The sequence below is a fragment of the Victivallis lenta genome (assembly GCF_009695545.1).
Lineage (GTDB): Bacteria > Verrucomicrobiota > Lentisphaeria > Victivallales > Victivallaceae > Victivallis > Victivallis lenta.
Genome location: NZ_VUNS01000004.1, coordinates 223,525 through 242,720, shown reverse-complemented (window position 1 = coordinate 242,720; position 19,196 = coordinate 223,525). Strand labels below are relative to the sequence as shown.

16 protein-coding genes are annotated in these 19,196 nt (G+C 62.8%); 12 read left to right on the top strand and 4 right to left on the bottom strand.

Annotation, left to right across the window (positions count from 1 at the left end):
* Nucleotides 1–68: 68 nt before the first annotated feature.
* Complete coding sequence (locus FYJ85_RS06145) at nucleotides 69–3,218, top strand: glycoside hydrolase family 2 TIM barrel-domain containing protein (protein WP_206212994.1); 3,150 nt, start codon at nucleotides 69–71, stop codon at nucleotides 3,216–3,218.
* Between the two features lie 128 nt (nucleotides 3,219–3,346).
* Here FYJ85_RS06145 and FYJ85_RS06140 read toward each other — a convergent pair whose 3' ends face one another.
* A complete protein-coding gene (locus tag FYJ85_RS06140; RefSeq protein WP_106054446.1) occupies nucleotides 3,347–4,651 on the bottom strand; it encodes a citrate synthase in 1,305 nt (434 codons plus the stop codon).
* 300 nt (nucleotides 4,652–4,951) lie between these two features.
* Between FYJ85_RS06140 and FYJ85_RS06135 the strand changes: the two genes are divergently transcribed.
* The 3 genes from FYJ85_RS06135 (at nucleotide 4,952) to FYJ85_RS06125 (ending at nucleotide 8,668) form a co-directional block, all read left to right on the top strand.
* Entirely contained in the window at nucleotides 4,952–6,718 is a 1,767-nt protein-coding gene (locus FYJ85_RS06135) for an alkaline phosphatase (protein ID WP_106054447.1), read from the top strand.
* Nucleotides 6,719–6,730: 12 nt separating this feature from the next.
* Nucleotides 6,731–7,729 (top strand): DNA/RNA non-specific endonuclease, encoded by a 999-nt coding sequence (locus FYJ85_RS06130; protein WP_106054448.1) that lies wholly within the window; start codon nucleotides 6,731–6,733, stop codon nucleotides 7,727–7,729.
* Nucleotides 7,730–7,798: 69 nt separating this feature from the next.
* Nucleotides 7,799–8,668 carry a hypothetical protein gene (locus tag FYJ85_RS06125; protein ID WP_154417306.1) on the top strand — a complete coding sequence of 290 codons (870 nt, stop codon included), beginning with the start codon at nucleotides 7,799–7,801 and terminating at the stop codon, nucleotides 8,666–8,668.
* Nucleotides 8,669–8,678: 10 nt separating this feature from the next.
* On the opposite strand, the gene FYJ85_RS06120 is transcribed toward FYJ85_RS06125, so the two are convergent.
* Nucleotides 8,679–9,608 (bottom strand): helix-turn-helix transcriptional regulator, encoded by a 930-nt coding sequence (locus FYJ85_RS06120; protein WP_106054450.1) that lies wholly within the window; start codon nucleotides 9,606–9,608, stop codon nucleotides 8,679–8,681.
* Between the two features lie 116 nt (nucleotides 9,609–9,724).
* Between FYJ85_RS06120 and FYJ85_RS06115 the strand changes: the two genes are divergently transcribed.
* The 5 genes from FYJ85_RS06115 to FYJ85_RS06095 are packed head-to-tail and all read left to right on the top strand — an operon-like array spanning nucleotide 9,725 to nucleotide 14,650.
* A complete protein-coding gene (locus FYJ85_RS06115) occupies nucleotides 9,725–10,810 on the top strand; it encodes a uroporphyrinogen decarboxylase family protein (protein ID WP_154417304.1) in 1,086 nt (361 codons plus the stop codon).
* Between the two features lie 21 nt (nucleotides 10,811–10,831).
* Complete coding sequence (locus FYJ85_RS06110; protein ID WP_154417302.1) at nucleotides 10,832–11,452, top strand: cobalamin B12-binding domain-containing protein; 621 nt, start codon at nucleotides 10,832–10,834, stop codon at nucleotides 11,450–11,452.
* Nucleotides 11,452–12,876 (top strand): ASKHA domain-containing protein, encoded by a 1,425-nt coding sequence (locus tag FYJ85_RS06105; protein WP_154417300.1) that lies wholly within the window; start codon nucleotides 11,452–11,454, stop codon nucleotides 12,874–12,876. Before FYJ85_RS06110 ends, FYJ85_RS06105 begins: the two co-directional genes overlap by 1 nt.
* Nucleotides 12,873–13,604 carry a DUF1638 domain-containing protein gene (locus FYJ85_RS06100; RefSeq protein ID WP_154417298.1) on the top strand — a complete coding sequence of 244 codons (732 nt, stop codon included), beginning with the start codon at nucleotides 12,873–12,875 and terminating at the stop codon, nucleotides 13,602–13,604. Before FYJ85_RS06105 ends, FYJ85_RS06100 begins: the two co-directional genes overlap by 4 nt.
* Nucleotides 13,601–14,650, top strand: coding sequence for a uroporphyrinogen decarboxylase/cobalamine-independent methonine synthase family protein (locus tag FYJ85_RS06095; protein ID WP_154417296.1), 1,050 nt, complete (start codon nucleotides 13,601–13,603; stop codon nucleotides 14,648–14,650). The genes FYJ85_RS06100 and FYJ85_RS06095 overlap by 4 nt, the downstream gene beginning before the upstream one ends.
* Nucleotides 14,651–14,657: 7 nt before the next feature.
* Here the strand turns inward: FYJ85_RS06095 and FYJ85_RS06090 are convergent, their stop codons facing one another.
* Both FYJ85_RS06090 and hydF read right to left on the bottom strand, forming a co-directional pair.
* Complete coding sequence (locus FYJ85_RS06090) at nucleotides 14,658–15,650, bottom strand: acyltransferase family protein (protein WP_206212993.1); 993 nt, start codon at nucleotides 15,648–15,650, stop codon at nucleotides 14,658–14,660.
* A complete protein-coding gene (gene hydF, locus FYJ85_RS06085; protein ID WP_154417292.1) occupies nucleotides 15,647–16,900 on the bottom strand; it encodes a [FeFe] hydrogenase H-cluster maturation GTPase HydF in 1,254 nt (417 codons plus the stop codon). Before hydF ends, FYJ85_RS06090 begins: the two co-directional genes overlap by 4 nt.
* Nucleotides 16,901–17,056: 156 nt before the next feature.
* Here hydF and FYJ85_RS06080 point away from each other — a divergent pair, with 156 nt between their 5' ends.
* The 3 genes from FYJ85_RS06080 (at nucleotide 17,057) to FYJ85_RS06070 (ending at nucleotide 19,192) form a co-directional block, all read left to right on the top strand.
* Complete coding sequence (locus FYJ85_RS06080) at nucleotides 17,057–17,590, top strand: DUF2062 domain-containing protein (RefSeq protein ID WP_106054458.1); 534 nt, start codon at nucleotides 17,057–17,059, stop codon at nucleotides 17,588–17,590.
* Nucleotides 17,591–17,663: 73 nt separating this feature from the next.
* Nucleotides 17,664–18,362, top strand: a complete 699-nt coding sequence (locus tag FYJ85_RS06075) for a phosphatidylserine decarboxylase (RefSeq protein ID WP_154417290.1) — start codon at nucleotides 17,664–17,666, stop codon at nucleotides 18,360–18,362.
* Nucleotides 18,359–19,192: a CDP-alcohol phosphatidyltransferase family protein gene (locus tag FYJ85_RS06070; protein ID WP_106054460.1), complete on the top strand. Its 834-nt coding sequence runs from the start codon at nucleotides 18,359–18,361 to the stop codon at nucleotides 19,190–19,192. The genes FYJ85_RS06075 and FYJ85_RS06070 overlap by 4 nt, the downstream gene beginning before the upstream one ends.
* Nucleotides 19,193–19,196 lie beyond the last annotated feature (4 nt).

Genomic DNA, 19,196 nt, shown 5'->3' with positions numbered 1-19,196 from the left:
TTCATTCCTCAGAAAGCGTGTTATCTTAATAGATAAACGCACACAAATCAAATATGGGGAAATATACCATGAAATTGTTCGATTGCAAATCGGTCCGGCTCTGGGAGAAGCCGCTCGCCACGAGCATCAACCGTCTGCGCAGCCGCTCCACGCTGTTTCCGTTCCCGGACGAGCAGCAGGCGAAAAAGGTGTCGTTCGAGCCGTTCGACTGTCCGCAGATCATGAATCTGAACGGCGAATGGAAGTTCCGCTGTCTGGCCTGTCCCGAGCAGGTCGAGGAGGCGTTCACCGGCGAGCGTTTCGACGACTCCGGCTGGGACGGGATCACCGTTCCCGGCAACTGGACCATGCAGGGGTATGACAAGCCGCATTATACGAACGTTCAGATGCCGTGGCCGCACCAGCCTCCCTTCGTCCCGAAGGAGAATCCGACCGGTGTCTACCGGCGCACGTTCGAGGTTGACGCATCGCTCGCCGGACGCCGTTTCGTGCTGCATTTCAGCGGTGTCGAAAGCTGCTTCTTCGTCTATGTGAACGGCGTCGAGGTCGGCATGTCGAAGGATTCGCGCACCTGCGCCGAATTCGACGTTACCCCGTTCGTCCGCACCGGCGAAAACTCGCTCGCCGTCATCGTGATCCGCTGGTCCGACGGCAGCGTCCTCGAGGATCAGGACCACTGGTGGATGGCCGGCATCTACCGGGACGTCTATCTGTATCACACCGCGCCGCAGTACATCGCCGACGTGTTCGCCAGGACGAAGCTCGTGAACGATTACACCGACGGCGTTCTCGAGCTTCAGGTCGATGCCGGTTTTTCCTGCGAGATCCACCCCGAGGGCTACACCGCGGTTGTCCGCCTCTACGATTCGGCCGGGAACATGGTGTTCGACGAGCCCGAGACCGTCGAATTCGTCGTGAACAAGGGGATTCCGGTCGGGTTCCGGAAAATCGCCGTTCCGGCCCCGGCCCTCTGGTCCGCCGAAACGCCGAATCTGTACCGGCTGACCGTGACGCTGCTTGATCCGGAAAAGAGAGTCGTCGAAGCGACCGGGTGCGACATCGGCTTCAAGTCGGTCGAGCTTAAGGGCGGCAACATCCTCGTGAACGGGCAGCCGGTCAAATTCTTCGGCGTGAACCGGCACGACTTCGACCCGGTTCACGGCAAAACCGTTCCGTTCGAGCTGATGCGCCGCGACGTCGAGCTGATGAAATCCTTCAATTTCAACGCCGTGCGCACCTGCCACTACCCGAACGACCCGCGTTTCTGCTCGCTCTGCGACCACTACGGACTCTATGTCATCGACGAGACGAACATCGAGTGCCACGCCTTCTACGACTTCATCACCGACGACCCCGAATGGCTGCCGGCCATGATGGAGCGGGTGACGCGCATGGTCGTCCGCGACAAGAACCATCCGTGCGTTTTCGAGTGGTCGCTCGGCAACGAATCCGGCATGGGGGCTAACTTCGGCGCGATGGCCGGCTGGATTCGCCGCTACGACCCGACCCGCCTCGTTCACTATGAAGGCGCCATGCGCAGGCATATCTGGGAGCGCGAAGGAGAAGAGTGGGGCGCGTGGGCGACGCTCGAAGGGCTCAACGCCGAAATCAGCGACTCGATCTGCCCGATGTATGCGTCGTTCGATTCGATCGACCAGTATCTGGCCCACAACGATCCGCGCCCGTTCATCATGTGCGAATACACGCATGCGATGGGCAACAGCAACGGGTCGCTCGTCCACTATTTCGAGTTGTTCCGCCGCGAGCGCCGCATGCAGGGGGGCTTCATCTGGGACTGGGTCGACCAGGGCATCGAAAAGAGCGATGCGAAGGGGCGGAAATTCTACGCCTACGGCGGCGATTTCGGCGATTTTCCGAACGACTTCGATTTCTGCTGCAACGGCATGATCTGGCCGGACCGCGTGCCGCACCCGTCGATGTTCGAATTCAAATATCTCGCCAAGCCGTTCACGATCCGCGCCGCGGAGCTGTCGGCCGGAGTGTTCGAGCTGGTGAACTATCACTATTTCAAGACGCTGGACGAACTCGCCTTCTCGTACCGCATCGAGGTGGACGGCGAGGTCGTCGACCGGGGGACGCTCGAACTGCCGTCCGTTATGCCGCAGTCGCAGGCCCGCTTCACGGTGCCGTGGCATCTGCCGGAGCTCGGCCGCAACCAGGAGGCGTTCATCATCTTCACTGCCGCGCAGAAATCGGCTGCGCCCTGGGCGGAGGCCGGTTTCGAGGTCGGGCATGAGCAGTTCAAGCTCGAGCTGCCGCCTCCGGCAGGAGCGGCTTCGGCTCTGCCGGCTGCGAAGCTCGAACGCTCCGGCGATACGGTCGCCGTCGGCGATTCGGTTCTCGTTTTCGGCGCCGCCGGCGTTCCCGAGTCATGGAAGTTCCGCGGCGTTGAACTGCTGGCGGCCGCGCCGGCCGAGCAGTTCCTGCGCGGCGCGACCGACAACGACGCGATCCGCTGCTTCATCCATACCGATGAGCGCAAGGTCGGCTTCCGCTGGCTTGAGGTCTACGGGCTTGACGGACTCGAAGCGGAGTCCTCCCCTGCGGAATTCCGGATGGAGAACGGCGTCTTTACGGCCGAATCCGCCGCCGTCTATACCGCGAAGAACAAGGCGAAACTGACCGTGAAGCGTTCGCTCGCGCTGCTCGAGACCGGAGCGCTCGCCGTCAATCTCGAATTCGATGTGCCGCCCGAACTCGACGACCTGCCGCGCCTCGGCTGGAGCATCGCCCTGCCGGCCGGTTTCGAGAACTTCACGTTTTTCGGCAACGGTCCGCACGAAAACTACTGCGACCGCCGTGCCGGAAGCCTCGTGTCGCTCTACAGACAGACCGTGACGGAACAGTATGTGCCGTATATTCTGCCGCAGGAGTGCGGCAATCACACCGCCGTTCGCTTTGCGGCCGTCGACAACGGCGTCGCCGGACTGCTCGCCGTCGCGCCGCAGGGGATGGAGTGCTCGGCACTTCATTTCACTCCGGCGGACTTCCTGGCGGCGAACCATACGAACGAGCTCGAAGCGCGGCCCGAAACCTGCTTCAACCTCGATCTCGGTCAGCGCGGACTCGGCACTCACAGCTGCGGTGAAGACACCCGGCCCCGTTACCGGATTCACTCCGGCACGCACCGGTTCGGCTTCTGCCTGATGCCCTTTGCCGTTCAGGAACGGGTGGAGAAGCTGGCCCGCCAGCTCTGACCCGCATCGCCTCCCGGCCGGATGGCCGGGAGGCCCGTTTCCGGCCGTGCCGGAAGACGATAAAAAACCGGAGGAAGCATTTCGCCCCCTCCGGTTATTTTTATCGGGTTTGTCTGGCGCGGCGCGGATCAGTTCAGCAGTTCGCGCCGGGCCAGGACTTCGGCGGTCTCCGCCGGGGTCTTGCCGATATAGACCTGGCGCGGCCGCACGATTTTCGTCGTTCCGCCGATCATCTCCTTCCAGTGCGCGACCCAGCCCGGCAGGCGGGCGAGGGCGAACATCACCGTGAACATGTTCTCGGGGATGCCGAGAGCCCGATAGAGGATTCCGGTGTAGAAATCGACGTTCGGGTAGAGGTTCCGCTCGATGAAATACGGATCGGTCAGAGCGACCTCTTCGACCTGGCGCGCCACATCGAGCAGCGGATCGCTGTAATTCGTCTTTTCGAGGTAGGCATGGCACTCCTTCTTGATGATCGCGGCGCGCGGATCGTAGGTTTTGTAGACCCGGTGCCCGAAGCCCATCAGCCGGAACGGGTTGTTGCGGTCTTTCGCCATGTCGATGAATTTGCGGACGTTGCCGTCGGCCTGGATCAGCTTCAGCATTTCGATGACTTCCTGGTTCGCGCCGCCGTGCAGCGGACCGGAAAGCGCCGAAATACCGGCCGAGATCGTTGCGTACAAGTTCACCTGCGCGCTGCCGACCGTGCGGACGGTCGTCGTCGAACAGTTCTGTTCGTGATCGGCGTGCAGGATGAAGAGAATGTTCAGAATCCGCACCGCTTCGGGGTGGATCTGGTACGGCTTCACCGGCGAGTCGAACATCATGTTCAGGAAGTTCGCGCAGTACGAAAGGTCGTGCCGCGGGTAGACCACCGGGTCGCCGATCGACTTCTTGTAGGCGAACGCCGCCATGGTGCGGACGATCGAGATCAGCCGCGCGGTCGACACGTCGATGTCGTCGGCCATCGATTTGAGGTCCACGTTCGGATAGAAGGCCGCCAGGGCGTTGATCATCGTCGAGAGGATGTGCATCGGGTGCGCTCCGGCCGGAAAGTGGTCGAAGAAATGGCGCATATCCTCGTGCAGCATCGAATTCACGTTCAGGAGTTCGGAGAATTTCTGACGTTCATCCTCGGTCGGCAGTTCCCCGTGAACGAGCAGGTACGCGACCTCGACGAACATGGTTTTCTTGACCAGATCCTCGATCGGAATGCCGCGATAGCGCAGAATGCCTTTTTCCCCGTCGATATACGTGATCTGGCTGTAGCAGGCCGCTGTGTTCATAAAACTCGGGTCGAGTGTGACATAACCGGTTTCCCGGCGCAGATTCGCGATGTCGATCGCCTTTTCGCCCTCGGAGCCGACCACGACCGGCAGCCGCACCATTTTGTCTTCGATCTGAAGCGTCACAAATTCGGGACTCTCGTTCATGTGGGAATCCTCCTTCTCAATAATCGATTACCGTTGCAAACCTCCCGCGGGAACGCACCGTCCCTGCCTCCGGTTTTTTCTTTTATGTAAACTTAAACTTTATAATATGCCACAAAAACGGCCGTATTTCAAGCGGGGAATGCGGGAAAACGTTCTGAATCGGACCGGCAAAGAGCATTCCGGCGCTTTTTATGAAATTTTCCGGAGAAAAATTCCGGGAACGGATTGGATTTTGAAATGGACCTGTGTTATACTTTCCCAATGCACTTGTAAAAACAGTAAACAGGAAGAAGGTTCGACATGCGCATTTTTACACTCGTTCTCTTCGCCGCCCTGCTGGCCGGAAGGCTCCCCGCGGCGGACATCCGGCCGCTCGATCTCTCGTCGGGCGCCAATTCCGCATTTGCCGATGAGACGGCCGACGACCGCAGAGGCGGCTGGACCGACCAGGGGGCCAATGACCTGCGGCTGCTGAAATCCGGCGTGCAGACGCTGGGCGGCGTTCCGTTCTCCATTCTCGACGACGGCAGGAGCGGCGGAAAATCCTGCATCGTGCTTGCCGCCGCCGAAAACCGGAACTACCTGCCGAAGCAGGCGCGGGTCGAACTTTCCGAGCCGCTCTCCGGCAGGAAGCTTTATCTGCTGCATGCCGGGGCCTGGCTGAACCCGAAGAAGAATCTGGTCGGCCGGCTGACCGTCGAGTATGCGGACGGCAGGACGAAAGAGTTCCGCATCCGCGCCGGCCGCGACGTCGCCGACTGGTGGAGCAACGCCGGCGAAAAAAACGCGGTCCGGATCTGGAGCGTCTACAACAACAACTCCCAGGTTTCGCTGTACGGCTCGCGGTTCGACCTCGATGAAAAGCCGGTGAAAGCGGTCCGGTTCGATGCCGGGGAAGACGCGGTCTGGATGGTCGCGGCCGCCTCGATCGGCGATGCGGTCTCCCTGAAGCCGATCTACGTGAAGAAAGAGCTGCGCGGCACCTATCCGGCGCCGGAGCCGGTCGATGCGGCCGAACTTGCGGAATATCCGCGCACCGGCACGCCGAAGAACATCATCTTCATCATCGGCGACGGCATGGGGCAGGGGGCGGTCAAGTTCGCCGGGCTCCACGCCCACGCCAGACCGCAGTCGCTGGTCATGGAGCAGCTGCCGGTGAACGGCATGGCGCTGACTTATTCCGCCAACAGCCCGGTGACCGACTCGGCCGCGAGCGGAACCGCGCTTTCGAGCGGATACAAAACCAACAACGGCTTTGTCGGCATGACGCCGGAGAAGGAGGCGCTCCGTTCCATCGCGGAAGAGGCGCGCGACTCCGGCCGTTCGGTCGGCATCATCACGACCGATTCGCTGACCGGTGCGACTCCGGCTGCTTTTTCCGCCCACGTCCCGAGCCGCGGCATGGCGTCCGAAATCGCTGCCGACCAGCTCGGCACGAACTATCAGCTTCTGATCGGGAACGGCATCAGGGCGTATCTGCCCGAGGCTGAAAAGGGCAGCCGCAAGGACGGGCGCAGCATCGTCGACGAGTTCATCGGGAAGGGATATATCCGGATCGACAGCCTCGACAGCTTCCGCAATGCGGAGAAGCTTCCGGTTTTCGGCTTCATCGACGGCTGGCAGCAGGATACGAAGCTGCTTTCGCAGATTGCCGCCGAGGCGTTCGAACGGCTTTCGGCCAACCCGAAGGGATTCTTCATCATGATCGAGGGGCATTTTCCGGACTACGGCGGCCACGGCAACAACCCCGAGCTCAGTGCGAACGGTCCCCTCATGGTCGATTTCACGGTCAGGGCCGCGCTCGATTTCGCAAAGCGGAACAGCGACACGCTGATTGTGGTGACGGCCGACCATGAGACCGGCGGCCTTTACTGCGCCCCGAATTACCGCGACCCGCAGCGGCCGTTCATCCACTACACGACGCAGAGCCACACCGGGGCCCCTGTGCCGGTTTTCGCCTTCGGTCCCGGTTCCGACCGGTTCTCGGGCGTCATCGAGAACATCGCGATCCCGAGCACGATGGCCGAACTCTGGAAGCTGCCGCTGCATCGTCCCGTCGTGAAGTAAGGGACCGGCGGCATGGCGACACGAAAACGCGCGGCGGCCGGGAAATCCGGCGCCGCGCCGCGAAAGAAGGCCGCTTCGGCCGGAAAAAAGGCGCCGAAGCGGAAGCATCCGCTGCTGAAGCTGTTCAGCTTTCTGGCCTTCCTGACGGCCGCGACCGGTGCCGGTCTCTGGCAGATCGGGGAGAAGTACGCCGACAGCCTGCCGTACTACCAGCAGCTCCGGGCGCAGGCGTATTTCCTGAAGGACCGGCTCCTGATGGTGCCGGACCCGACCATTTCGATCAGAACGCCGGAGGATGCGCTCAACTCCCCGTACGATAATCTGTCGCTCGGCGTGCCGGGTATGACCGACGCCGTCATCGACCGGCGAGGCTATGCGCTCGGCTACTCCGAGCAGTATGAGCAGCCGCTCTGGGTCGCCTACACGCTGACTGCGGAGGAAGTGCTCGAGAAAACCGTTTCCCGGACCGACGACTTTCGGGTCGATCCCTACATTTCGACCGGCTCGGCCCGGGCCGAGGATTATGCGAAGAGCGGCTTCGACCGCGGCCATCTCGCCCCCGCCGCCGATATGGGCTGGGCGCGGAAGGCGATGTCGGAGAGCTTTTACTACTCGAATATGTCCCCGCAGCAGCCCGAATTCAACCGCGGCATCTGGAAGAAGCTCGAAGAGAAGGTGCGCGACTGGGCGGTCGATCACGGTGAAATCCATGTCGTCACCGGGCCGGTGTTCGCCCGTTCAAACAAGGTGATCGGGCGCAATAACGTCGCGGTGCCGCAGGCCTGCTACAAGGTCGTCTACGCGCCGAAGGCGAAGCCGCCGGCCATGATCGGCTTCATTCTCCCGAACGCCGGAAGCGACCGGAAGCTGTACGAGTTCGCGGTTTCGGTCGATACGGTGGAATCGGTCACCGGGCTCAGCTTCTTCACCGCCGTCGACGGCAATCTGCGCAGGCGGCTCGCCTCCGGTTACGATATCGATGCGTGGAAATGGACGCCGAACCGGCAGTGACGGTTTGCAACGGCCCCTTTCTTGTGGTATATTGTCCCAAACGATCATTGTCCAGCGAGGAGGTTTGCCATGTCCGTTGAAATTATTCCCGTCAAAGTTCCCGGCCTCTGGCCGATCACGCGCGAAGCCGGTTCGATCAAGGTGGCCGGGAAGCTGGTGCGCGACCTGATTCTGGAGCGTTTCCCCGAGCTCCCGGCTGACCGGAAGCTGACCTGCCGGGCCGATTTTCTGCCGTCCCCGGCGTTTGCGGCGCTCGTCGCGCTCGGCTCCGGCAACTGCGCGGTCGTCGACCCCTCCGACGGCGCGACGGTCATGGAGCTCTGCATCCCCGGCGTATCGGGAGCGCCGGGGCAGATTCCGATCGACGCCGATTCGTTCCGGATTCGCCACCCATGGGACCTGCTCGCACTGAATGAGCAGCTGGTCGGGGCGCTGACCGGGAACCGCATCGAGGGAACCGTCCGCGCCGGTGCGACGTTCGACGGCTTTGTGCATCTCGGTCGCGGCAGCGTGATTCTGCCGGGCGTCTACATCGAGGGCAACGTCGTCATCGGCGAGGACTGCAAGATCGGGCCGAACTGCTACATCCGCGGCAACACCTCGGTCGGCGACCGCTGTCATATCGGCCAGGCGGTCGAAATCAAGAATTCGCTGCTCGGCGACAAGGTCAGCGTCGGGCATTTGAGCTATGCGGGCGATTCGGTCATCTGCGACCGGGTCAACTTCGGGGCCGGGACGATCATCTCGAACCTGCGCCACGACGGCCGCAACCACCGCTGGCTGGAGAACCAGGCGTTCGTGGACACCGGCCGCCGGAAGTTCGGCGCGATCATCGGTGAAAACGTCCACACCGGAATTCACACCGCGATCTATCCGGGCCGCAGCCTCTCCGAGAACAGCATGACCGTTCCGGGCGAGGTCGTCTCGCATTCGAAATAGGCTGCTGCCTTCAGAGCAGGCGTTTCGCCGACAGCGCCCGCCTCCGGTATTCGGCCGGGGTGCAGGCGTACTGTTTCCGGAACAGGTGGTAGAACCGGCTCAGGCTCTGGAAGTTGAGCCGGTACGAGATCGAAGCGATCGGTTCGTCCGTGTCGGCCAGCAGCCGGGCGGCGTGGTTGATCCGCAGTTCGTTCACATATTCGGTCGGCGATTTGTCGAGATACTTCCGGAACACCTTGCAGAGATGCTCCGGCGTGTAGCCGGAGAGCTGCTGCATGCGGTGCAGTCCCGGAATGAAGTTTTCCGGCTTCCGCATAAGTTCGCAGAGCGTGTCGAGCCACTCCGGCGCCCGCGACGCATGTTCCGCATTGTCCGGCGCGAGAAAGAAGCGCGTGAACAGCTCGACCAGAATCACCTTGAAGCGGATCTTCCGCACCGCCGGGGTCGAGTTCCGGCTGTTCAGGTTCAGCAGCTGGAGCGACAGCTCGTTCATCCGGCTCTCCGGCAGCCGGAACACGGCGGGCAGGACCCCTTCGGTATAGCGGTGCAGAAAGCCGTCGTCCTCGAGGTAGCGGCTGATCGTTACGAAAAATTCGAGGTGAAACGAGAGCAAAAGAAGCTCGCAGTTCGGGGCGTCCGGCGCCGGCAGGAAGCCGTGGCGGTCGTCCGGCCGCACGAAGGCGATCGAGTTCGCTTCGAGCAGCTGCCGTTCGCCGTTGACCCGGTGGACGATCGATCCGGAGAGGATCAGGATCAGCTCGCCGAACTCGTGGGAGTGCTCCACCGTCCCTCCCGACGGCAGCGAGTGATAGTGCAGATTGCCGCCGCTCGGGATCGAAGACTGTTTCCGCCCCGCATTCCACGAAATCGAGTGGAACGAAACTTCGGCCCCCACCGCCGGATTGATGAAATTGTCGAGTTCGAGTGTGATTGGTCTCATGATAGATTAATATAGAGCAAAAGTTTTCAAAAGAAAAGAAGAATAAGCCATTATTTCAGGGTAAAATATAAGAAAGCGTTTTTCAGGCGCCGTAAACAACCGGGAACAGGAAAGCCATGGAACCATTGACCGGAAAGGAACGGGTGTGCCGCCAGCTGCGGCATTTGCCCGTGGACCGCATTGCGGTGATGGAGCAGTTCTGGAACTTCACGATTCGCAACTGGGTCGAAGCCGGGAAAATGCCGGCGGGAGTTTCCGCATCCGAACACTTCAATCTCGACATCGACCTCTCCTGGAGCTTCAACCTCAAGGTGGAGCCGCATAAACGGGACGAGCTCGTCGCGGAGGACGAAGACACCTGCACGTATCTCGACGGCAACGGCGCGACCCTGCGGCGGTACAAGACGCACGACAGCACACCCGAACACATCGGCTACCGCGTCGCGGATCGCGCCGGCTGGGAGGAGTTCGCCAAACCGTTTCTGACCCCGTCGCCGGACCGCATCGATTTCGAGGGCTACCGGCGCACCCGCCGGATCTGCGAGGAGCAGGGGCGCTTCTTCTGCTGGGCCGGCGTCAACATCTTCGAATCGATCCACCCGCTTTGCGGGCACGAAAACTACCTGATGGGCATGGCGCTCGATCCGGAGTGGGTGCTCGATATGGGCAGAACCTATGCCGACATGTGCATCGGCATGTGGGAGATATTGTTCGAACGCGAGGGGCTGCCGGACGGAGTCTGGTTTTTCGAGGACATGGGGTTCAAGAACCGTCCGTTCATGTCGCCTGAGATGTACCGCGAACTGGTCATGCCGTTCCACAGGAGGACCATCGATTTCGCGCACGCGCACGGCCTGCCGGTCATCATGCACTCATGCGGTTTTGTCGAGCCGCTGCTGCCGGGCATGGTCGAAGCCGGCATCGACTGCCTGCAGGCGATGGAGGTCAAGGCCGGCATGGACCTGCTGCGGATCAGCCGCGACTACGGCGAAAAGATCGCCCTGATGGGCGGGCTCGACGTGCGCCCGGTGGCTGCCAACGACCGTGACGGCATCCGGCGCGAGCTCGAAAGCAAGATACCGGCCGTCATGCGGAACAACGGCTTTATTCTTCATTCGGACCACTCCATCCCGGAATCGGCCGAATACGATACCTACCGCTATTTCCAGGATGTCGGATTGAAACTCGGAACATACCGATAACAACATACAGGAGAATTCACCATGACTGACTTCGAAGCATTGAAGGCGGCGGTCATCAAGGGCGACCGCAACAAGGTCACCGCGATGGTCCAGGCCGCGATCGACGGGAAAGAGGACATCAATGCGATCCTCGACCGGGGGATGATTCCGGCCATGCGCGAAATCGGCGACAAGTTCTCGCGCAACGAGGCGTATGTGCCGGAGCTGCTGATCGCCGCCCGCGCCATGCAGGCCGGGCTCGCGCTCCTCGAGCCGCTCATCGCCGCCAGCGGCCGCAAGTCGCTCGGCAAGGTCGCGATCGGCACGGTCAAGGGCGACTTGCACGATATCGGCAAGAACCTCGTCGGCATCATGCTGAAGGGGGCCGGTTACGAGGTGATGGATCTCGGCGTCAACTGCGATATCGCGAAGTACGAGGACGCGGTCGGCAAGGGCGCCCAGATCATCGGCTGCAGCTCGCTGCTGACCACGACCATGCCTTATATGAAGGATGTCGTCGAGCACTTCAAAGGCAAGGGCGTGAAGGTCATCATCGGCGGTGCGCCGGTGACGCAGGCCTACGCCGACGAAATCGGCGCCGACGGTTACAGCGACGACGCGAACGGCGCCGTGAAGCTGGTCGATTCCCTGATGGCCTGCTGATGAAGGTGACGGTCCGCCGCGGCGGGGAGGGCCGCTTGACCTCCCTTCTCGCCGCCGCCGGTTTCCCGCTCGACCTGCGCTGCGGCGGCAAAGGGACCTGCGGCCGATGCCGGGTGCTGCTGACCGCCGGTTCCTGGCTGGTCAACGGAAAGACGGTCGATATCGCCGGTGAGCCGATGGCGGTCAACGCATGCCGGACAACGCTGGCGGGAGAGACGGGCGAGGTCGAAGTCCCGGAACTCTCGCTCGCGCGCGGCGACGCGAAGAGCACGGTCGAATGGAGCGCATCTCCGCTGCCGGTCCGCGCCGAAACCGTGATCGGCATCGATCTCGGCACCACGACGGTCGCGGCGGTGAAAATCCGGAACGGCGAAGTCGTCGCGCGCTCCGGCTGCTTCAACAGCCAGAACCGGTTCGGCGACAATGTCGTGACCCGGATCAACCATGCGGGCACCGCGGAGGGAGTGCGGGAGCTGCAGGCCGCCGCCGTCGCCGACATCAACGTCCTGCTCGGCGAACTCGGCTGCGACGGCGTGAGCCGCATCGCCGTATCGGGCAATACGGTTATGAGTCTGCTGCTGCACGGAATCGACCCGACGCCGATCGGCATCATGCCGTTCACGCCGCCGCAGCGCATTTTTCCGGTCTGCGATGCGCGGGAGCTCGGCATTGAATGCGATGCCGGTCTGCTGACCGTTCCGGCCATTGCCGGTTATGTCGGCGGCGACCTGACATCCGGTATCGCCGAAGTCGGGCTCAAGCCCGGCGAGATGCTCGTCGATATCGGCACGAACTGCGAAATCATCTTTCGCACGCGGGAGAAATTGTACTCCACGGCCGCCGCGGCCGGTCCGGCTTTTGAAGGGGCCGGCATCGAGTGCGGCTGCCGCGCCGCGCCCGGTGCGATCGACCACTGGTTTGCGGACGGGAGCTGGTCCGTGCTCGGCGGAGTCGATCCGGTCGGGCTCTGCGGCTCTGCGCTCATCGATTTTCTGGCGGTCATGCGCGAAGGCGGCAGGCTCAATGAGTTCGGCAGGCTCGAACCGGCCGCGAAATCGTTCCCGGTTGCGCCGGGGCTGGCGATCCACGAGTGGGAAATCGCCCAGCTGCTGAAGGCCAAGGCCGCCGTATTCGCCGGAATCCAGACGCTGGCGGAGCATTGCGGGGAACCGGTCGGCCGGATCTGGCTGGCCGGCGGCTTTGCGCGGTACATCGATCTCGGGCACGCCGTCCGCATCGGCATGCTGCCGGAGTGCGAATACACGGTAGTCGGCAATACGAGCCTGGCCGGGGCCGCGCGGCTGGCGGCTGCGCCGGAGCGGCTGGCGCAGCTCGAGCGCCTGATCGACGAGCCGGAGGACATTCCGCTTAATCTGCTGCCGGAATTCGAGGACAATTTTATCGGGGCTTTGTTATTGCCATGAAATTCAAGCTGATCTCCTGCAATGTGTTCAAGCGCGAAATCGAGTACGCCGCCGCTCGGACGAAACACGAATGCGAAATCGAGTTTCTCGAGCTCGGCGAGCACGCCCGCCCGTCGAAGCTGCGCGAAATGCTTCAGCAGCGGATCGATGCGGCGGAAGGATGCGATGCGGTCCTGCTCGGCTACGGGCTCTGCGGCCGCGCAACCGACGGGCTGGCGGCCCGGAACCGCCCGGTTGTCCTGCCGCGCAGCCACGACTGCTGCGGCATCCTGCTCGGCAGCCGGAAACGGTTCGAGGAGCTGTTCCGCGACATGCCGAGCACGCCGTTCAGCTCGGTCGGCTATATCGAACACGGGGAATACTACTTTGCGGACGGCGAAATGATGTTCGGCGACAGCTATGCCGCTTTGGTCGAGCAGTACGGCGAGGACAACGCCCGCTATATCTACGAGGCGATGCACCCGAAGCTCGACGGGGAGTACCAGCCGGTCTGCTTTATTTCGATGCCGGAAATTCCCTGCGCCGAAGCGCTCGGGAAGTGCCGCGCCAGGGCGGAGGAGGAGGGGCGGCCGTTCCGCCGGCTCGACGGCGATATCCGGCTGATCCGCATGTTGCTCGACGGCGACTGGCCCGCCGGCGAATTCCTCGTGCTGCGGCCCGGGGAAACCAGCCGCCAGACCGGCGACTGGGATGAGATCCTGAAGGCTGTGCCCGGAGGGCAGTCATGATCGAACCCTTTCTCGAAGAGCTGGAGAACCGGCTTGACCCGCAGACGGAAGAGGCGCTCGAAGCGGAGTGGAATCGCTTTCTCGACCGCCGGTTCGACGGAGGAATTTTTCGTCCGCGGCGGCGTGCGGCCGCGCCCGCCCGCCTGGAGTGGCCCTCCATCCTCATCAACCATGCGCTGAGAGACCCGGAACTGCTTCTGCTGCGCGAACTCAGGTCCGTATCGGATACGCTCGCCGCCGGCAGCGGCAATCTCCTGAACATCCGCTGCAATTACGGCACGAGCATTCTGCCGTCGCTCTTCGGCGTCGAACCGTTTTATCTCGACGACGACTGCGATACGCTGCCGACCTCCATGCCGCTCGCCGACGGGAGAGACGGAATCCGCCGGCTTGTCGATGCCGGTGTTCCGCCGCTCGACCGCGGGCTGGCGCCGAAGGTGTTCGACACGGCCGCCTTTTTCCGGGCGCGGCTCGAGCCGTATCCGAAACTGCGGGAGTATGTCCGGCTCTACCACCCCGATCTGCAGGGGACGGCGGATGTCGCGGAGGTGGTCTGGGGCAGCGGTATTTTTATGGAATTCTATGACGATCCCGCCCTGATCCGGGCGTTTTTCGAGCTGATTACCGCAGCTTACCGCGAGTTCATGGATCGCTGGGAGCGTGAATTCCCGCCGCTGTCGGACCGCTTCCGCTGCCACTGGGGCTGGGGGCACTGCGGCAAAATCGTGTTGCGCGACGATTCGGCGATGAATCTCTCTCCCGACATGTATGCGGAATTCGTTCTTCCCTTCGACCGCGCGCTGCTGGAGCGGTACGGCGGCGGCGTGGTCCACTTCTGCGGCCGGGGGGACCACTACATCGACCTTCTCGCCGGGGTGCCGGAGCTGACCGGCATTCAGCTTTCGCAGCCTGAGTGCAACGATATGGAGAAGATCTATCGGCATACGGTCGACCGCGGCATTCCGCTCTTCGGGCTGCCGCTTGAAGCGGCTGAACAGGCGCTCGCCTGCGGCCGGCCGCTTCACGGGCTCGTCCACTGCTGCTGAGCCCAGGTCAGAGACCGATGATTTTCCGCACTCCCGGCACGCGGCTGATGCCGAACGCCGCCGCCAGCGACAGGAGCAGGACCGGTCCGGCATACCAGAGCGGAGCGGTTTTCCAGCACTGTTTCAGGAGCCAGATCAGGAACGGGTGTATCAGGTAAACCCCGAAGCTGAGCTGGCCGAGCAGGCGAAAACCGCGCGTCAGTCCGAGCCGTCGCGCCGCGGGAAGCAGGAGCACCGCACTGAAAAACGCGGTCGACTCGAGCAGGACCAGCGGGCTGGCCGGAGTCTGCCAGAGCGCATAACTGCCGAATCCGGTTGTGCTCCGGCATGCCGCGGCCAGCGGCGGGTATGCCGCGACGCATATCGCGCCGGCCAGCCAGAACGGCGCGGAACTGCGGGTGCGCGGCAGGGCGTCGTACAACACTTTGCCGATCAGCGCATAGCCGATGAACGGAATGGTTTTGAGCGGGAAGAACAGCACCGGGAAACGGTGGAACACCAGGAGATTGTACGCGTAACTCAGGAATGTCGAGCCGATCAGTCCCAGAGACAGCAGGACGAGCCATCCCCGGTTCATCGAACGGTACGCTGCTGAAACTGCCGGCAGCACGAAATAGAGGCAGAGCAGCATATAGAGATACCAGAGGTGCGGGTAGGGCGTTCCGCCGTAAATGGTTGCGACGATGCGGCCGGAGAGCCCCCTGGTCGAAATGAGCTGATAGAACAGCATCCAGAATATGAGCGGGACCAGAATGCGGGAGGCCCGGCGGCGGTAAAACGCCGCGAGGTTCTCCGTCTCCGGCCCGATCAGGAGCGCCCCCGAAATCATGACGAAGAGCGGCACCGCCGAACGCGTGAATGCCTGCAGCAGCGCGGTTCCCCACCACTCCGGCCCGAATTCGGCAAGCGGCCGGAGCGAGCCGGAACAGTGCAGCAGCACGACGAGGACGGCGGCCCCGGCCCGCAGGACGTCGAGCGAACCGTCCCACGGCCGCTTCACTCGGCGACGCCCCCGTCCCGGAATGCGGCCAGCGCTTCGGGAAACGGGGAGAGCACCCGTTCGAGCACGCCGTGACAGGCCGAAATCGCCATGCCGTAATTGGTGATCGGAACTCCGGCCCGGCGGGCGAGTTCGATGCGGCGCAGCGTTTCGCGCCGGTTCAGCATGCAGCTGCCGCAGTGGACCACCAGTTTGTAGCTCGACAGGTCCTGCGGGTAATCGCGTCCGGCGCCGACCGTGACGTCGAGCGCGCCTCCGGCCGTATTCGCGAGCCAGCGCGGAATCTTGACCCGCCCGATGTCATCCTCGCTTGAATGGTGCGTGCAGGCTTCGGCGATAAAGACCCGGTCGCCCGGCTTCAGGAAGCGGATCGCTCCGGCGCCGCCGGCCAGCAGCGGCATATCGCCCTTCAGCCGCGCGAAGAGGATCGAGAACGTCGTGCAGGCGATATCCGGCGGCGTTTCGCGCACCATGAGATCGACGACCTGCGAGTCGCAGACGACGAGCGCCGGTTTTTCGCGCAGGTTGCCGAGCGCACGCCTGTAGTCGCTTTCCTTGACGACGTAACAGAGCGCGTCGGAGTCGAGTGCGTCGCGGACCGCCTGCACCTGCGGCAGGATCAGCCGCCCCTTCGGAGCCTGGATATCGACCGGAACGATCAGGATGACCGTGTTCCCGGGCTTCACGAGGTCGCCGAGCAGCGGCGGCGGTTCGAGGAAGTCGTCGGGGCACCCTGCCAGCAGCGCGTCCTTGAGCTGCGGCAGGATGCGTTCGCGCTCGGCGTCGCCGCCGGCAGCCGATACGCGGAGCGGTTCGAAGCCGGTCGCCTCCCGGAGCTTTGCGATGAATTCCGGAGAGGGTTCGGCGAGATCGGTTTTGTTGATGACCGGAATCAGGCTGACTTTGCGGTCGCGGGCGGCCTCGAGCAACCGTTCTTCGGGCTCGCCCCATACGCCGGCTTCGGTCACGAGCAGGATCACGTCGGCGCGGTCGAAGGCGCGCCCGGAACGCTCGACCCGGCGGTCTCCGAGGACGGTCCGGTCGTCGATTCCCGCCGTGTCGAGAAAGAGGACCGGCCCGAGCGGGCGCAGCTCCATCGCCTTCTCGACGACGTCGGTGGTGGTTCCGGGGACCGGGGACGTGATCGCCACATCCTGCCCGGAGATCAGGTTCAGGAAACTGGATTTGCCGGAATTCGTGCGTCCGGCCACAACAATCTGAAGCCGCAGGGAGCGGGGTGCTGTTTCCATCGTGAATTTCCTCCTCTGCCGCGCAAACGGCGGTAACGGTTTTGCATAAAATACCACAAGAAAGCTGAAAAGTAAAGCCGTGGAACGGTTGCATTTTTCCGAATTCGCCGTTATAGTGTACAGGTTTGGTTATTTTGAATCCCGGGAATAGTGACAGTGACGGAGACACAGCGGAAATCCGGCTGGCTGAATCGAAGCCGCCGGATCGTGAAATACTACTATCTGAAGGTGATGCGCAACAGCGGGTCGCCGGAATATATTGCGCGCGGAGCCGCGCTCGGCATTTTTATCGGATTCGCCATCCCGATCGGTTTCCAGATCGCGGCGGCGGTGCCGCTTGCGTTCCTGCTGAAGGGGGCGAAAATTCCGGCGGTCGTGCTGACTTTCATCAGCAACTATGCGACGGTGCTGGTGATCTATCCGCTGCAGTGCTACATCGGCGGTTTTCTGATCTTCCGGCCGTTCCGCTGGGCGGTGCTGGTCGAGAAGCTCCACGGGCTGCTTGAAGAGAGGACGCTTGCGTCGCTGATGGAGCTTGGGACGCCGATCATCCTGTCGTTTTTCGCCGGCGGGCTCCTGTTCGGCATCCTGACGGCGGTTCCGGGTTATTATCTGACCCTTCGCCTTGTGGCCGGTTTCCGCCGCCGCCGGGCCGAAAGACGCGCAAAAGAGGCGCCCGGAAAGTTGTAAATCGCTTTCGGGCCGACTATATTATAGAATGTGGAAAACGTAACATTATTTGGGAAACGGAGCCGGTGACGATATGATGACATTGACGAAATACGGAATCAGGGAGTGGGGCGTCGGCCTAGTTGCGGCGGTCGTGCTGCTGGCCGGCTGCTGCTGGCTCGGCGCGGCGGGGCATCCGGGCTGGGGCGCGGGTGTCGGCGTGGTGGTCGTTGTCCTTTTTCTGGCGCTCGCCGCCTTCTTCCGCAATCCGTCCCGCCGGCTTCCGGAGGACCCGCGGCAGCTCGCCAGCCCTGCGGACGGCGTTGTGCGCGACATCGGCGAGGTGGAGGATTTCAACTTCCCGCCGTTCAACGGCAGGGCGGTCCGCATCGGCATCTTCCTGTCGGTGCTGAACGTCCATGTGAACCGGACGCCGGCCGAGCTTGAGGTCGAGAGCAAATATTACCGGGAAGGCGAATTCCTCGACGCGCGCCATCCGGAGTGCGCCGTCCGCAACGAGGCGATGACCATCGCCGGAACCGCGAAGGCCGGGGACGTGCGTTTCCCGCTGGCGATCCGGCAGATCTCCGGCAAGATCGCCCGCAAGATCGTCTGCCCGGTCGATCCGGGCCGCACGCTCAGGCGCGGCGAAGTCTACGGCATGATCAAATTCGGTTCGCGGACCGAGCTCTATCTCCCGGTCGACCGGTTCGATATCAAGGTCGGCATCGGCGACAAGGTCCGCGGCGGCGAAACGGTCGTCGCCGCAATCCGGCAGGAGAGTGCGAAATGAAAAGGCGTTTCCGGGATATGCTCCAGGCCAACAAGTGGCTCAAGTACGTGCCGAACTCACTGACGCTGTGCAACTCCCTCTGCGGTTTCCTCGCGATCCTCATCACGCTGCGCGCCTATGAAGCGCGCACGGTGGAGGATTCGCTGACCGTGTTCTTTTCGTGCGCGGTCATCATCTGCTGTGCGATGATCTTCGACTCGCTCGACGGCCTCGCCGCCCGGATTTTCAATGCGGCGAGCATGCACGGAGTTCAGATGGATTCGCTGGCCGACATGGTCACCTTCGGCGTTGCTCCGGCAACGCTCGTCGCGATCATGACCCACTCGCTGCGGGCGCCGAGCAACATCGGGCGCACCGAGGAGGTGCTGATCTACCTGCTCTGCTCGGTCTACCTCGGCTGCGCCGCGCTGCGGCTCGCCACCTACAACGTCCATGCGATCCTCGAGAAGAAGTCCAGCGAGAAGTTCAGCGGACTGCCCTCTCCCGGCGCCGCGGCCGGCATCTGCGTCGTGGTCGCCTACGCCTGGAAGTGCGACTTCGACCTGACGAAATACGCATTTTTCCTGCCCGCCTATGCGGCCGTGCTCGGGCTGCTGATGGTCAGCCCGATTCCCTACACGCACGCCGGAAAGTGGCTTCTCTCGGTGCGGCGCAACCGGAAGCGGATGGCGGTTTTTGCGGCAATGCTGTTTATCGTCGGCTTTTTCCGGATTCCCGGCATTGCCGCGCTCGTCACGCTTTATATTCTCGCCGGTCCGGCGCTCGCAGTCTGGCGCGGGGTGCGCAAGCTCTTTGCCGCTCCGGCCGGCCCGAAACCGGCGGAAAGGTAGGTTA

What these genes read in the sequence shown, in the direction of transcription:
- FYJ85_RS06145 (WP_206212994.1), top strand. Translation starts at nt 69, where the DNA reads ATGAAATTGTTCGATTGCAAATCGGTCCGGCTCTGGGAGAAGCCGCTC.
- FYJ85_RS06140 (WP_106054446.1), bottom strand. Translation starts at nt 4,651, where the DNA reads ATGAACGAGAGTCCCGAATTTGTGACGCTTCAGATCGAAGACAAAATG.
- FYJ85_RS06135 (WP_106054447.1), top strand. Translation starts at nt 4,952, where the DNA reads ATGCGCATTTTTACACTCGTTCTCTTCGCCGCCCTGCTGGCCGGAAGG.
- FYJ85_RS06130 (WP_106054448.1), top strand. Translation starts at nt 6,731, where the DNA reads ATGGCGACACGAAAACGCGCGGCGGCCGGGAAATCCGGCGCCGCGCCG.
- FYJ85_RS06125 (WP_154417306.1), top strand. Translation starts at nt 7,799, where the DNA reads ATGTCCGTTGAAATTATTCCCGTCAAAGTTCCCGGCCTCTGGCCGATC.
- FYJ85_RS06120 (WP_106054450.1), bottom strand. Translation starts at nt 9,608, where the DNA reads ATGAGACCAATCACACTCGAACTCGACAATTTCATCAATCCGGCGGTG.
- FYJ85_RS06115 (WP_154417304.1), top strand. Translation starts at nt 9,725, where the DNA reads ATGGAACCATTGACCGGAAAGGAACGGGTGTGCCGCCAGCTGCGGCAT.
- FYJ85_RS06110 (WP_154417302.1), top strand. Translation starts at nt 10,832, where the DNA reads ATGACTGACTTCGAAGCATTGAAGGCGGCGGTCATCAAGGGCGACCGC.
- FYJ85_RS06105 (WP_154417300.1), top strand. Translation starts at nt 11,452, where the DNA reads ATGAAGGTGACGGTCCGCCGCGGCGGGGAGGGCCGCTTGACCTCCCTT.
- FYJ85_RS06100 (WP_154417298.1), top strand. Translation starts at nt 12,873, where the DNA reads ATGAAATTCAAGCTGATCTCCTGCAATGTGTTCAAGCGCGAAATCGAG.
- FYJ85_RS06095 (WP_154417296.1), top strand. Translation starts at nt 13,601, where the DNA reads ATGATCGAACCCTTTCTCGAAGAGCTGGAGAACCGGCTTGACCCGCAG.
- hydF (WP_154417292.1), bottom strand. Translation starts at nt 16,900, where the DNA reads ATGGAAACAGCACCCCGCTCCCTGCGGCTTCAGATTGTTGTGGCCGGA.
- FYJ85_RS06075 (WP_154417290.1), top strand. Translation starts at nt 17,664, where the DNA reads ATGATGACATTGACGAAATACGGAATCAGGGAGTGGGGCGTCGGCCTA.
- FYJ85_RS06070 (WP_106054460.1), top strand. Translation starts at nt 18,359, where the DNA reads ATGAAAAGGCGTTTCCGGGATATGCTCCAGGCCAACAAGTGGCTCAAG.